Source organism: Bradyrhizobium sp. P3_C3, assembly GCF_056402655.1.
The window spans coordinates 66,492-80,385 of record NZ_JBFUGY010000005.1 but is presented as its reverse complement, the minus strand read 5'-3'; the positions used below and the strand labels follow the sequence as shown (position 1 = coordinate 80,385).

Annotated in this window: 13 protein-coding genes; 9 read left to right on the top strand and 4 right to left on the bottom strand. The window is 61.6% G+C overall.

Annotated elements, in window-relative coordinates:
* Window positions 1-15: 15 nt before the first annotated feature.
* The 6 genes from AC1DW2_RS07910 (at window position 16) to AC1DW2_RS07885 (ending at window position 6,479) form a co-directional block, all read left to right on the top strand.
* Entirely contained in the window at window positions 16-1,359 is a 1,344-nt protein-coding gene (locus tag AC1DW2_RS07910; RefSeq protein WP_477005649.1) for a methyl-accepting chemotaxis protein, read from the top strand.
* Between the two features lie 219 nt (window positions 1,360-1,578).
* Complete coding sequence (locus AC1DW2_RS07905) at window positions 1,579-3,156, top strand: Do family serine endopeptidase (protein ID WP_028149896.1); 1,578 nt, start codon at window positions 1,579-1,581, stop codon at window positions 3,154-3,156.
* Between the two features lie 274 nt (window positions 3,157-3,430).
* Window positions 3,431-4,111, top strand: coding sequence for a response regulator transcription factor (locus AC1DW2_RS07900; protein ID WP_477005648.1), 681 nt, complete (start codon window positions 3,431-3,433; stop codon window positions 4,109-4,111).
* Between the two features lie 143 nt (window positions 4,112-4,254).
* Complete coding sequence (locus AC1DW2_RS07895; RefSeq protein ID WP_477005647.1) at window positions 4,255-4,593, top strand: helix-turn-helix domain-containing protein; 339 nt, start codon at window positions 4,255-4,257, stop codon at window positions 4,591-4,593.
* A 52-nt stretch (window positions 4,594-4,645) separates the two neighbouring features.
* On the top strand, window positions 4,646-4,948 hold the full coding sequence (locus AC1DW2_RS07890; RefSeq protein ID WP_309249507.1) for a DUF6680 family protein: 303 nt from the start codon (window positions 4,646-4,648) through the stop codon (window positions 4,946-4,948).
* Window positions 4,949-5,045: 97 nt separating this feature from the next.
* Window positions 5,046-6,479, top strand: coding sequence for a chromosomal replication initiator DnaA (locus AC1DW2_RS07885; protein WP_249164987.1), 1,434 nt, complete (start codon window positions 5,046-5,048; stop codon window positions 6,477-6,479).
* 283 nt (window positions 6,480-6,762) lie between these two features.
* Here the strand turns inward: AC1DW2_RS07885 and AC1DW2_RS07880 are convergent, their stop codons facing one another.
* The 4 genes from AC1DW2_RS07880 to AC1DW2_RS07865 are packed head-to-tail and all read right to left on the bottom strand — an operon-like array spanning window position 6,763 to window position 10,874.
* On the bottom strand, window positions 6,763-6,978 hold the full coding sequence (locus AC1DW2_RS07880; protein WP_028149891.1) for a phage head-tail joining protein: 216 nt from the start codon (window positions 6,976-6,978) through the stop codon (window positions 6,763-6,765).
* Window position 6,979: 1 nt separating this feature from the next.
* The gene (locus AC1DW2_RS07875; RefSeq protein WP_477005646.1) at window positions 6,980-8,770 is read right to left on the bottom strand and encodes a prohead protease/major capsid protein fusion protein; all 1,791 of its coding nucleotides are present in this window, start codon (window positions 8,768-8,770) and stop codon (window positions 6,980-6,982) included.
* A 2-nt stretch (window positions 8,771-8,772) separates the two neighbouring features.
* The gene (locus AC1DW2_RS07870; RefSeq protein WP_477005645.1) at window positions 8,773-10,209 is read right to left on the bottom strand and encodes a phage portal protein; all 1,437 of its coding nucleotides are present in this window, start codon (window positions 10,207-10,209) and stop codon (window positions 8,773-8,775) included.
* Entirely contained in the window at window positions 10,206-10,874 is a 669-nt protein-coding gene (locus AC1DW2_RS07865; protein ID WP_028149888.1) for a hypothetical protein, read from the bottom strand. The genes AC1DW2_RS07870 and AC1DW2_RS07865 overlap by 4 nt, the downstream gene beginning before the upstream one ends.
* A 214-nt stretch (window positions 10,875-11,088) precedes the next feature.
* Between AC1DW2_RS07865 and AC1DW2_RS07860 the strand changes: the two genes are divergently transcribed.
* The 3 genes from AC1DW2_RS07860 (at window position 11,089) to AC1DW2_RS07850 (ending at window position 13,877) form a co-directional block, all read left to right on the top strand.
* Entirely contained in the window at window positions 11,089-12,720 is a 1,632-nt protein-coding gene (locus AC1DW2_RS07860; RefSeq protein ID WP_477005644.1) for a hypothetical protein, read from the top strand.
* Window positions 12,721-12,994: 274 nt separating this feature from the next.
* Complete coding sequence (locus tag AC1DW2_RS07855; protein ID WP_028151508.1) at window positions 12,995-13,186, top strand: hypothetical protein; 192 nt, start codon at window positions 12,995-12,997, stop codon at window positions 13,184-13,186.
* A 487-nt stretch (window positions 13,187-13,673) separates the two neighbouring features.
* Complete coding sequence (locus tag AC1DW2_RS07850; RefSeq protein ID WP_028151507.1) at window positions 13,674-13,877, top strand: helix-turn-helix domain-containing protein; 204 nt, start codon at window positions 13,674-13,676, stop codon at window positions 13,875-13,877.
* Window positions 13,878-13,894 lie beyond the last annotated feature (17 nt).

Here is a 13,894-nt window from a genome sequence, read left to right as displayed (position 1 = left end):
TTGAGTCCTCAGCCGATGTTCACGAACAGCAATCTGACGATCCGCTTCCTGGTCGGCGCCGTCGTCGCTGCATTATTGTTCCTGCTGGGCATCGGCGGCGGCACCGGCTTCGTCGCGGTGCTCTACCTCAACAACGAGATCACCAGCCTGTCGTCGGATTTCGCCGCGCTGAGCGGCCCCGCGCGCGAGCATGCAATGCTGATCTACCAGCAGGCGCAGGCGGCATTCTCCTATTTTCTGATCGCCTGCGGCGTGATCGCGGTGGTCGCTGTCGCGATCTGCCTCACTACCTGGTTCGCTGTGCGCAACGGCATCCTCAATCCGCTGGCGGCGATTGTGCACGCCATGCGTGAGGTCGCCGATCAGAAATTCGAGACGCCTGTTCCGGGCCTCGGCGGTACCAACGAGATCGGCCTGCTCGCCGGCGCACTGGAAGTGTTCAAGACAAACGGCTTGGAGCGGCGGCGCCTCACCGAGCAGCAATTACACGAAGCGCAGCATCAGGCCGAGCGGTCGAAATTCCTGGACGCCCGGATCAAGCGCTTCAACGATCTCGTTGCCAGCGTGGTCGACAGCGTGGCGTCCTCGGCCGCGCACCTGAAGAGCAATGCCGAAACGCTGTCACGGACGGCCAACGACACGAGCTCCAAGGCCAATGCGGTCGCGAGCGCGGCGAACCAGGCCAGCGCCAGCGTGCAGATCGTCGCGGGCTCGGCCGAGGAGATGACGAACTCGATCGGCACGATCAGCCGCCGCGTCACCGACGCGACGCAGCGTGCCGAAGGCGCGGCGACGCAGGCCGAGAAGAGCCGCGACACCATCCACACCCTGTCGGATGCCGCCGACAAGATCGGCGAGGTCGTGCAGCTCGTGCAGGCGATCGCCTCGCAGACCAACCTGCTGGCGCTCAACGCCACCATCGAGGCGGCGCGGGCAGGGGACGCCGGCAAGGGTTTTGCCGTGGTTGCCTCCGAAGTGAAGAGCCTCGCGCACCAGACCAGCAAGGCGACGGAGGAGATCACCTCGCACGTCGCCAGCATCCAGGGCATCACCGCGGAGACGCGCGGCGCGATCGACGGCATCTCGAAGACGCTGTCGGAGATCTCGTCGATCATGTCGGGCATCGAGGTCGACACCGCCCAGCAGCGCAACGCCACGCAGGACATCACCCGCAGCGCGCAGGATGCCGCGCATGGAACGCTGGACGTCTCCAACCACATCGTCCAGATCACCTCGGCGTCGGCGGAGACCGGCCGCATGGCGGCCGAAGCGCGCGATTCCGCCGTCGATCTGTCGCAGCAGGCCGAAACCCTGAAGCGTGAAGTCGACGAATTCATCGTCAGTGTGAGGGCGAGCTGATCTCGCTAAAGGCGTGTTCGACGCTCGTCAGGGGAACTCGATTAAGTTCCTGTAAGGCCACGACTTTCGGCGTGCGATAAACTGCCGCAACGGCGCGACCCTTCATTACAAAAGTTTAACCCCGCCGCCAGCGCACGGTAAGGCGGGAGCCCCCATCTTCATGTCCGTAACGTGCTGCCATCCGGCACCGAAAGAATTCAAGGCCTTGGAGATTCCTGCATGACCGACCGTCCCGACCTCACGAACCTTCCGTCCTACCGGCCGCCCCGCCGGTCGGTTTTCTCCGCGCGCAGGATCGCGCTGATGGCTTCGGTCGTCGCTGGCCTCGGGATTGCCGTCCACGGCTTCAGCCCGTCGACCTCGCCGAGCGAGCTGTTCTCCAGCCCGGCGCATGCGCAGGTCAACAACGAGGTCCGGAAGGTTGAGCGTCCGGTCGGGTTCGCCGACATCGTCGAGCGCGTGAAACCGTCGGTGATCTCGGTGAAGGTCAACATCAAGGAGAAGACTGCAAGCAACGACGATGGCGATGATTCCTCCTCGCCGTTCCAGCCGGGCTCGCCGATGGAGCGCTTCTTCCGCCGCTTCGGCGGTCCGGATGGTTTCCCGGGCCAGAAGGGTGGCCGCGGCCGCGTCGTGCAGGGCCAGGGCTCCGGCTTCTTCATCTCCGCCGACGGTTTTGCCGTGACCAACAACCACGTGGTCGACGGCGCCGACAAGGTCGAAGTCACGACCGACGACGGCAAGACCTATACCGCCAAGGTGATCGGCACCGACCAGCGCACTGACCTCGCCCTCATCAAGGTCGAGGGCAGCTCGAACTTCCCGTTCGCCAAGCTCGCCGACAGCAAGCCGCGGATCGGCGACTGGGTGCTCGCGGTTGGCAATCCCTTCGGCCTCGGCGGCACCGTCACTGCGGGCATCGTCTCGGCCAGCGGCCGCGACATCGGCAACGGTCCCTATGACGACTTCATCCAGATCGATGCGCCCGTGAACAAGGGCAATTCCGGTGGTCCCGCTTTCGACACCAACGGCGAGGTGATGGGCGTCAATACCGCGATCTACTCGCCCTCCGGCGGCAGCGTCGGCATCGCGTTCTCGATTCCCGCGAGCACCGTGAAGAGCGTGGTGGCCCAGCTCAAGGACAAGGGCTCGGTCAGCCGCGGCTGGATTGGCGTCCAGATCCAGCCGGTGACGTCCGATATCGCCGACAGCCTCGGCATGAAGAAGGCTGAAGGTGCGCTGGTGGCGGAGCCGCAGGCGAACGGTCCGGCGGCGAAGGCCGGCATCGAGTCCGGCGACGTGATCACCTCGGTCAACGGCGAATCCGTCAAGGACGCCCGCGAGCTTGCCCGTACCATCGGCGGCATGGCGCCCGGCGCGACCGTGAAGCTCAACGTGTTGCACAAGGGCCAGGACAAGGTCGTGAACCTCACCCTCGGCCAGCTGCCGAACACGATCGAGGCCAAGGCCGACACCGACAAGGATAGCGGCAAGGGTGCGAGCCGTGGCACCGACGTGCCCAAGCTCGGCATGACCGTCGCGCCCGCCGACTCCGTCGCCGGCGCCGGCAAGGAAGGTGTCGTGGTCACCGAAGTCGATCCGAAGAGCGCCGCGGCCGAACGCGGCTTCAAGGAAGGCGACGTCATTCTCGAAGTCGGCGGCAAGAGCGTGAGCACCGCCGGCGAAGTCCGCGACGCCATCAACACGGCGCGGACCGACAACAAGAACAGCGTCCTGATGCGCGTGAAGAGCGGCGGCCAGTCGCGCTTCGTCGCCGTGCCCATCGCCAAGGGCTAAGCCTTCAGGAGGTCTACGAGATGAGGGGTGTCGCCGGCATCAGTCGCCCCCGCCGCCGACGCCCTTCGGGGGAGCAGCGTAAGGCCCGCTCCCCCAGCCTACCTTCCGGTGGAATTACGCCCCCCTCCGTCGGAAGGCCTAGGGCGGTGAGGTCCCCCCAGCTTCACCGCCCGCCTTTTTGCCTACCCAAGTCCCGTTTGCTTGGCTTGCATGCGATTGCCGCTCGCGCCATGTTCAGAGAAGGTTGACCCCCTTGACCGCCGCCGAACGCACGATGCGCCTCCTCATCATCGAAGACGACCGCGAATCCGCCGACTATCTCGTGAAGGCGTTTCGTGAAGTCGGACACATTGCCGACCACGCCGCCGACGGCGAGGAAGGCCTCGCCATGGCCGAGAGCGGCGATTACGACGTGCTGGTGGTCGACCGCATGCTGCCCAAGCGTGACGGCCTGTCCCTGATCGGCGCGTTGCGCGACAAGGGCGACTCGTCGCCGGTGCTGATTCTCTCCGCGCTCGGGCAGGTCGACGATCGCATCAAGGGTCTGCGCGCCGGCGGCGACGACTATCTGCCGAAGCCTTATTCCTTTGCCGAGCTGCTGGCCCGGGTCGAGGTGCTGTCGCGACGCCGCGGCGGTCCGGCCGAGGATACGCTCTACCGCGTCGGCGRTCTCGAGCTCGACCGGCTGTCCCATCGCGTCGCCCGCGGCAAGGACGAGCTGACGCTCCAGCCGCGCGAATTTCGCCTGCTCGAATACCTCATGAAGCATGCCGGCCAGGTGGTGACGCGCACCATGCTGCTGGAGAACGTCTGGGACTACCATTTCGATCCGCAGACCAACGTGATCGACGTGCACATTTCGCGGCTGCGCTCCAAGATCGACAAGGGTTTTGAGCGGCCGCTACTGCACACGATCCGCGGCGCCGGGTACATGATCCGTGACGGTATGAGATAAAGCGACGTAATATCAATTCATTAGCTTCCAAGCCCGCTAGCGGATTACCGTTTTCTTACCGGCCCGCACGGGTGCGCCTGATATCAAACATTCACGACTAGCGCTTACTTCGGACTGGCGACATTCTGCCGAAGAGGACCATCATGGGCGGCAAGAGGCATGCCTCGGGAGAGATTTCGGCCAAGCTGGCGCAAGCCAAAGAACTTGTAGCCAAGGGAAAGACCCAGCGCGAGATATCGAAGGCGCTTGGTGTCAGCATCATGACCTACCATCGCTGGAAGAAGACACCGGGTTCGTCGGTGCCGGTTGATGGCCGGCGCGGGGAGGCCGAAGGCCGGCCATCCGGTCTCAATGAGACCAGCGCCATGGAGACAATCAAGCGATTAGAGCTAGAGAACGCGCAATTACGACGTCTTGTGACCGACATGCTGCTGGATAAGCTGAAATACGAAGAGGAGCTTCGGGCGCGCCAGACTTCCTGAATTTGCGCCGCCAAGGCCCACTCGCGTGGAATGGTGAGGTGTATCGACTTTCATCGAGCTGCTGTTCGTGATTTCTAAGGCGGTAGGGTTCGACTTCACCAAGGAGCACTTGCAGCGAGGCATCTACTACCCGACCGGCCATGCTGAGATAGAAGCCGATCGTCGTCGCATTCGGAGGAATGCCGCTGCCGTGCTTTCAGGTAGCCAGCCGTTGAAGATGGAGATATCGAGCTTCCCGGTCTCAAGCGAGATGGTCAGATCGCAGCTCGCGCTTCAAGGCGAACTGATCAGCGCAATCGGCGACGCCGGCTTGCGGGTTGAGATCGCTCCTCAGCTCCCCGAGGCTGATGACTAAAAGCGGCCTCTCGCGCGACTACCAACCTCGCCTTTATCCACACCCATTCTTGCATCCACCTTAGCGCTCAATCTGAACGCGAGTTACATTCAGCCACATGGCTCGCATCCAAAATCCAATCCTATTTTCAGCCCATTTCGGAGTATCGACCCAAGCCTTGGCTGCTGCTGGGCTGATTGATCCTTTTCTAGACGTTGACATGCCGCTGTTCATAGACCCAGCTCTGCTGGAGAAGTCTAGCAACAACACGATCAATACGACGGCCATTGCCCGATTTCGCAGGCACTTCGAGATATTGGTTCGCATGCTCAACATCTCGAAGGCGGAGAATGACGCACCTTGGAAGGCGGCGCGGCGCCAACTCGACCTGAGTGAGCCGCCCGAGAATGGGTTGGGCTATGGCGGAAGTAGCCGATCTGGTAGTTCACGACCTGAAGATATTCGCGAAGCGATCCTCCGGACGGGCAAGGAGATCGTCACTCTAGGCGCAAGCGATCCGGAAATGATCTCGCTGATGGGATTTTTCGAAGAAGACGTAGGCCCCGACACCATCAGCGACATGACAACGACGGTCATAATTGAGGACTTGGCGGCGATCACAGAGGGCTTCTGCAAGACGAACGGGGTGCCGCTCTTTTCGTTCGATTTCGGGGCAGGCCATATGCTGCCGAAATTCGTTGACGCGAAAGGTCGCTTGACACCAATCATTCTCGTTCCAAGGGACATTGTACGCGACCTGCCTATTGCCAACGACTGGTCGGATATTGAGCGCGCAGCGATGGAAAACGCGCGCATACGGGATCGCGTAAACAAGTTTCTTGGCGGCATTATCAGACCCACCGTAATCGAGCGGAAAAATGCCCTTCGTAACGCCGCCCTAGGATCGTCGGCAGACTTTGACTTCTTCTTGGCGGCTGTGAAGGCAAATGTCGGCAACTACGATCCAAACCTAGATGCGCTCGGCTACTATCGGCTCAAGGAGATCGTCGCGCATGGATTTCCGGGTCTCAAACAGCCAACTCCCTATGATCTAAAGCTCGGCGCTAACGAGATAGTTCGCGTCGTTAAAGACACAATTGATCAATTCAAGCGGCACGTGGAAGCGGGCAATTTGTGGGAAGAGCTTTGGGTTGGCGCCAAACCGAAGAAAGAACGCGCTTCACAGCTGATCTACTATGCGATCGCAGATGCATTCTGCAAAGCAAACGATCTCGATATCTCGCCAGAGGCCAACATGGGCGGCGGACCGATCGATTTCAAATTCTCAAGTGGGTATGAGGCCCGCGTGTTGGTCGAGATGAAACGATCAGGCGGCACGGTCGTTCACGGCTATGAGAAGCAATTGGAATTCTACAAGACCGCCGCGCAAACCGAATTTGGCCTGTTTGTCGTCATCGACTACGGCGATCTGGGCAACAAGCTGAATGAGATCAGGCGTATTCGAGAAGAGCGCCTCAAAAAGGGCGAGCGCGCTTCCGAAATCGTCGTAATTGACGCTACCAGAAAGGCGTCGGCCAGCAAGAGAAAATGAAAGCCGAAAACTTGATCCATCCCATGTACTTTCCGAGTACGAGCGGCGCTACTTCTCCCGGCTCGCATGAGGCGATCTCCAGCGCTCTTATCGTCACCCTCAAACAAATCAGTCCATTCTGAGGAAGGTCGATGATCGTCCTTCGCCGAGCCAAGGACATTGTGTGCGGCCTTGCGACCTTGACCCCTCACGAAACAGAAGCGTGCAACGACGACAGCGGGGAGGTTTGCTTTCCGTTATTGGACGGGCCGCGTCGCCCGCAAAGGAGTGCTGCGCCGATCTCCTAGTAACCCTTGCTCGACCGCACCACGCCGATCGCCGACGCCGGCGTCCCAGTGGCGCGCGCGATCTCGCTTTCAAGAGAAGCGATGGCGGCGCGCAACTCGGCGCCGTCAGCATAAGTGACGCTCTTGCCATCGTATGAAACGGTCCGCGCGCCGGAACGATAGGCGCGCTTCAGTTCATCGAGCTGCGATTGCAAATCGACAATGTCGGCCATGTTACTGGCCAGCGTTCGTGACGAGGCCGCGAAACTCGACGGCGCCGCAGCCATAGTCGAGACGAACCTTGGTCTGGACGCCATCGACCTCGAAGCCGGAGCGGCTCTCGGTCTGCGGTCCCGGGGCGCCGGCAAGATACGCATACTCGACGCACGGCAGCAGTGCGGGATCGCAGGCGATGTACCAGCGCGTCGCGCTGGTCAGGCGCGGTTCGACAATCAGGTCGAGGAATGCGAACGGGTTGACGTTAGCGGTCTGGGTCGCTTGCACCGAGGTGATCAACTTCTCGCCGGCCGTCTCCAGCTCGCTCGGTACGATTAGGTAGCGCGGCACGACGGAGATCAAGCCGCCGCCCGGGCCGGTCTGATTGCGCATCAAGAGGCGCGCTTCGGAAAGCGTGGTTTCGCTCGGCACTCCGGCCGTGCCAACGTTGCCATGGGTCGCATGGAATAGCGTCACGTTATCCGACATCGTCGGGCCAAGGCCGGCGGCGCCAACCAATAGATTGACGAGAGCCTGACGTTCGAACTCGGCAGCCGCAAGGCCGAGGTTGCGCGAGACATCGCCGAGACCTCCAAGGTCGTCATTGACCAGCGCCTTGCGCGAGATCGAGAAAATCTTGCCGTAGGTCGCGATGGCGTAGGTCTCGGCGCTATCGATGAAGCTGCCGAAGGGATACTCGGCGCTCTCGCTGACCTGCTCCAGCACGAAGCCGGAATGGTCGATCACGATGCGCGACTTGGCGCGGAAGTCGTTGGCCTGCGTTTCCTTAGCGATGCGGCGGATGCCGCCCGGCGCCGCCTGATAGGCATCGCGCAGGCTCTTGCTCATGACGTTCGCCAGCAACAGCGGATAGTCGCTGGTCGTCTGCAACGCGCGCGTGATCACGGTCGGTCCGGCCATGCCCATGACCGACACGCCCGCGCGATACAGACACGCCCGCGCAACGTCGGCGCAGGTCATGCCAATGAACTCGCGGGATTGCGGCATCGGAGTGAACGTCGAGTTCATGCGAGTGTAGAGCGCTTCAGCGACGGCGCGCTGGAACACTTCGGGATTGTCGAGAGTTTCACGGTTGTGAGGCATAGAGTTTCCATTGCTGCGAACCGTCACGTTGCGGTCGATCATGTCGTTGAGGAAGGCAGCGCGCGCCTGTTCGACGGTGGCACCGAGTTCGATAAGAGCGTCGATGCGCTGCTGAGAGGCGCCAGCGCGCAGGCCGAGCGAGCGGATGGCGCGGGTGTCAGTTGTCCCATCTGGGACAACTGACCCATTTGGGTCAGTTGCCCGCGTGCGCGCGGTTGGATCGGCCGGGACCGCGACGAACGAGGCTTCGCGGATCGACCATTTCACAGCGGTCATCGTGCGCTGGCCGTTGGCGTCCTTGCCGGGCTTCCATTCATCCACCGCGTAGCCGACAGACAGGCTGCGCAGAATGCCGTCGCGGACATCCTGAACGACCGCAGCGATCTCCGGACGGGACGAAAAGCGGACACGACCGATGACCTGATCGCCTTCAACGCGCACGTCGTCGAGCGAACCAAGGACGGCGTCCAGGCTGCCGCTGTTGTGGTTGCTCAACACGGAAGCGCCTCGCGTGGTCGCGATGTCGAGGCCAGCCGGGTCGAGGATTTCCAAGAACTCGCCCTGCGCATTACGGCGACGCACAGGCGTGTTGGACGCGATGACCGCTTCGATGGTCAGCGCCTCGGGGTCAAACGAACGCGGGCGCGGCACGGCATGGCGACGTTCGAGGGGAAGTGCGCTCTCGCGCAGAAGAATATGACGCATGGTTAGGCGTTCTCCGTGTCGGGTTGACCGTTGATGGTGGTTGCGCTGGCCGACAGATCGTCGGCGGCGAATGGATCGGCTTCGATCTCGGCATCGACATCGGCGGGATCGCGCCCGCCTTCCGAGATCACTTCAGCGCGCGACTTAACCTTTGCCGCGATGTTCAACGTGGCGGCCTTCGCGGCCTTCAGCTCGTCGATCGGTGGCCAGCCGGTGAACAAGAACTGGGCGGTGTAGCGTTCGGGGTTGCTCTCGAAGTCGGGTGCCCGTAGTCGGCCGCTGAGGACTTCGAGCAAGACGATACGGTCCCAGATAGGCGTCAAGAGCTGCGCGACGAAGTGGTTCGCCTGCAGCGCCTTAACGCGGCGCTGAAACGCCGCCATGCCGAGCTTTCCGGCGCTGAAGTTTACGCTGCCAAGATCGCCCGTCGCGATGAAGAACGGCACGCCCGTGCCGGAGCCGGCACAGATGAGGCGTTCGATATGCGCGAGGACTTCGCCGAGCGTGTTCATCTCGCTGACAGGCGGGAACGACACATCGGCGCCGGGCGGCAGACGCAAGGTCGCGCCCGGTTCGAGATGCAAGGCTTGCGGATTGTTGGTGCTGTCGAAGTCGTAGCTCAGTTCGCCCTCTGGGTCGCGAATGAGCATCGAGAGCAGCGCCGTCGTCTTCAGCTTCACGATCGACGCATCGACAGCTTCGTCGAGCTGCATCGCCAGCGGCGCAACTGCCGTCAACGGGCTGATGCCGCGCGGCATGCCGGGAAAGCGAGGTTCATAGACGTGACAGACATCGAGCGCCGCCACGCGCACCGGAGGCAGGACCGATGCCCATGGCGCATCTGGCTGCGTCGGGAGAACCCAATAGGCAACACGACGACCAATCGCGTCGAACTCGACGCCGGCAACGATGTTCGGCGCATCGCCGGTCATTCCGAGCGAGGGCACAGTCCGGGCGCTGTCAACCTGATCGGCGCTGAGAAGCTGCAAGCTCAGCGTCATGGCGTCGGGATCGACCACGAATTTCGTAAAACTCTCCCCGTCGATCACGAAGCCGCGCCCCACTCGGCAGAGATAGCCGCCGAGCCCCATGGTGCCCTCGATGTCGCAGCGTGCGAAGAACGCATTCCAGACGCGCTGCAGGTGGGCGTTGACCTCGGCGTCAGGATGAGCCGAGCGGACGGTGGGACCGTCGCCGACGATCGCCGTGGCAGTGTTCGTGACGATCGACGAGATGAGCGCGTTGTTCTCGGCTTGGTGTGCAATTTTGCGCGATGCCAGTCGGGCAGCCGCGAGCGACTGCGTGACCGGGCTGTTGAGCATATAGTTTTGAGGCCAGCGGCCAGAGCCGCCAGTAATGTCGTATCCGCTGAACGAACGCGCGAACGCGCGGAAAGCGCGAGCGGTCCGCTTGATGATGTTCGGGGCCTTCGCGCTCACTGCAGCACATCCGCCGCAGCTTCGCTCTGACGCGACGCCTGCCACTTCTCGATGATCGGGCTGGTGCGGGGCGCAATTGCTGCCGCGAGCAAGCCGGCGCCGGCATCGAGTTCGTCAGGCGTCGGCCAGATGCGTTCCGGAAGCTGGATGTCGTGCTCGGCGGCACGAGTGCGAACAGTCGCCAGAGCTTCGTGCAGCGGAGCGCAATAGAAGGAGACGCGCGGCGTCACAGTGACACCGAACTTCGCGAGGGTTTCGTCGGTCGCAATGAAGTGTTCGGCGGTCGCCTGCATCACGTCGTTAACGGTCGCCGCCGAGGAGATCAGCCAGCGGCGACCGTCGTGAGCAAAAGCAAGAACGACGGACTTACCTTCGTCAATATCGTGGAAGCGCGAGATCATTTCGAGCTGCAGCGCGTGCATGACGGCGTCGTCGAGCTGTGCGCGCTTAGCTCCAGCCTCGATCAGCATGTCGATCAGCACCATGATCACAGCGTCAGCGACAAGCAAAATCTGTTCGCGCCACAAGCCATCCGCGCGCTGCTCTGGCGTCGCGACGATGAGCGGTTGAAGCTGTCCACGCTGCTTCATCTGCCGGCGGTTGTGCTCGGACTTCGCGATCAACTTGTCGAAGAGGGTCGGTGCGATCGGGGTGAGTGCGAACATGTTTGAGGTCTCCCGTGACGATGCTGTTGACCTCCAGCCATAAGCCGTCATAGAACGAGCGACAAGAAGAAAAGATAAATAAATCAATACGTTACGAGGTGTCATCCGAGCGCGTCTGATCGCGTGTGGTGCTCACCACGTGTCGTCCGGTGAAACGAAAAAAATCTGCCCCGGTCTGGTGAACCGGAGGCAGATCAAAAGGAGATATGTTGGAATGACCGACACTACCCCGATCGATCTTGCGACTGCAAGAGCGCTGCTGCAACGGCATCGGCGTGTGAAGAAGAACGAGCAACACGTCGTCGTCGGCGAAGCTGTGCTCAACAAGATGGCGCACGATGGCGAGCAGTTGATCAGTACACGCGATGGACTGTGGCTCTACAGAAAAGGCGTCTGGGAATTGCGCACGTCTACGGACTGGCTCGAAGTTCGCGTCCAGGCTGCCGGTGATGATCTCGGCTTCACGGTGAACAACAAGCTGCGTTACGAAGCCACCCGCTGGATCGAACACCGTCCTAAGCTGTGGCGCGAGACGGAAATCCCATGGGACCAGCATGGCAAAATCCCGACGCGCTCGGGCCTCGTCGATCCGCGCACCGGCGAGCTAGAGCCGGCGAAGCCTGAGCACTTCTGCTCTTGGCGCATCGACATCGACTACGACCCGGCCGAGAAGTGTACGTGGTGGGAGATCATGATCGCCGACATGTTCGGCGACAAGGAGCCAGACGAACAGCGTGCTCTAATCGGTATTGTTCAGGAGTTGATGGGCGCCGCGCTGATCGACAAGAAGCCGCGCGCGCTCTCGAAGGCGTGCGTGTTCTGGGGCATCGAGAACCGGGCCAAGTCCGGTGCCCTTGATGTCGTGACCGGCCTGTTCGGCGGCAACCCGATCGCCACGTCGATCGGGTCGTTAGAAGGCAACCATGGCACGATGCCGTTTGTGCGCCGGGCGCCGTGGGTTCTGCACGAAGCGTTTAGCGGTCAGTGGCACTTGTCGTCGATCGTGAAGTCGATCATCACGGGCGAGCCGATCCTGATCAACATCAAGAATGGTCCGATGTTGACGCAGCCGATCCGGGCGCCGGTCTTTTGGGCGACGAACTTCCAGCCGCAGTTTAAGGAAGCGACGAAGGCGATCGTCTCGCGCATGATGGTGATCGAGGTCACGCGCGCATTCTCGGAGAGCAAGCCGATCGGCGCCGCTGCCGAAGCGATCCGGCGCGGCTTCGCCAAGCCCGGCGAGTTCATCGTCGCGACGGAATTACCCGGCGTCTTGAACTGGGCGATTGCCGGCCTTAAGCGCGCACTGGAGCGGGGTTCGATCGCCACCACCGAGAGCATCGCCGCAACGGCCAAGGCCATCCATGAGGACAGCAACCTCGTAGCGGGCTTCTTGAGCGAGTGTGTCGAGTTCGACCCCAATGCTCGGCTGAAGATCGTCGATTTTTGTCTGGCGCATACGGTGTGGTGGTCGGAGCTGAAGGGAGAGAACCGGCGCCTGCCGTCTAACGAGGCGATCAACAAGGCGTTGCAGGCGATGGGCGACAGGCGCATCGCGATCGACCGCAAAGAGTTGCGCGACAATGCCGGGCGCTACTATTGCGGGATGAAGCTGAACACGGCCGGGCTTCGTTATCATCGTAATGGTCACGAGGGCCGGTCGTTCGAGGTAAAGGCGCTCACGGCCACGGACCCCGCGCGTGAGGTCAACGGCTTCATCCCGGCGAGCTGGGACGTGAAGGACAGCATCGTCGCCATGCGCAAAGGCTTCGAGCGTCATGACAGCTCGCGGGCAAGTGTCATGCAACTGGTCACGCCGGCCAAACTGGTCACGAATTCGGCGTGACCAGTGACCAGTTTGGGCGCTGCCGATCGAGACCTGTCATAGCAACTGTCACCGTCGCAAGTCATTGGTCGCGTTTGTAATTCCACCATCTATGACAGTAGTGACCAGTTATTTTTATTAAAGCTAAGTAATAGAAATAGAAGGGAAGAGAGAGAGGAAAGTGAGAGTTATAGAGATAATAGGAAAACACTGGTCAAGCGTGTCATCTGTCACGTCGGCTGCGTCGTCCTCGATCCTCGATCGTCGATCGGACGGCGAACCCGGGAGGGATGCCATGACGATACAGATCACCACCGACCATCCCTCCCTCGCCGATCTCGTTCGGCAACTCGGCGCTGAGGCGCTACGCGGCGCCGATCGCGACCAACTTCGGATGGTCGAGATCGCGATGCGCGACAGCGCCGACGCCATCGCACGCGAGCTGCGCGTCGAGCTGTGTTTGAACGACGACTGGGCCGACAAGTGAGATGCCGGGCTCGGCGAGTTCGGCGTCGCGGATGGCGCGAGCTTCATGAATGTCTTTATGCGTGAGGCCGAGCTGCTTCCCATTCGGAAGTAGCTTCCGGCTATACTGATTGTGGAATGCTTTGGGAGGGCCACGCAATTGGCGCGGCTCCCCTATATGGGGAGCGGGGGCCGGTCGCGCGCGCGCTCAGGCTATCGCTTGGGACGGTGTTTTTCCGGGGTGTTGATGTTTCTCCCGGTGCGCATGAAGCCGTTGCCGCTCGTGATTGCGCGTCTGCATCTGCGGAACCGAATTGAGTGGTGCAGGCCGTCGAAGTGTCCAAATTGGACGAAGTGACCAAAATGGTCACCGGCATCGATCGTCGTCTCAGGTTTTGAACCGCCTTTTCAGAGTTACGTACCAACGCGCCTTGTCCAAAACTCATCTTGCTGCTGTAGCTATCACTGGACGCCGACAGGTGGCGTCGTCTTCACAGGGAAATAGAGGGATGCATAAGTTCAAGGGGAATGTGCCGTTGGCTGAGCGGATTTTGTTGTCGCCGGACGAGGCAAGCGACCTCACGGGTATCGGTGTCACCACGATCCGTGCGGCGCTCAAGTCGAAGGCTCTTAAAGGGCGCGAGAACGGCACTCGCAAGATGATCAAGCGTGTTGATCTCGATGCGTGGGTGGATACCATGCCGCTCGCTTAGCTATTGTCTTGAGAACC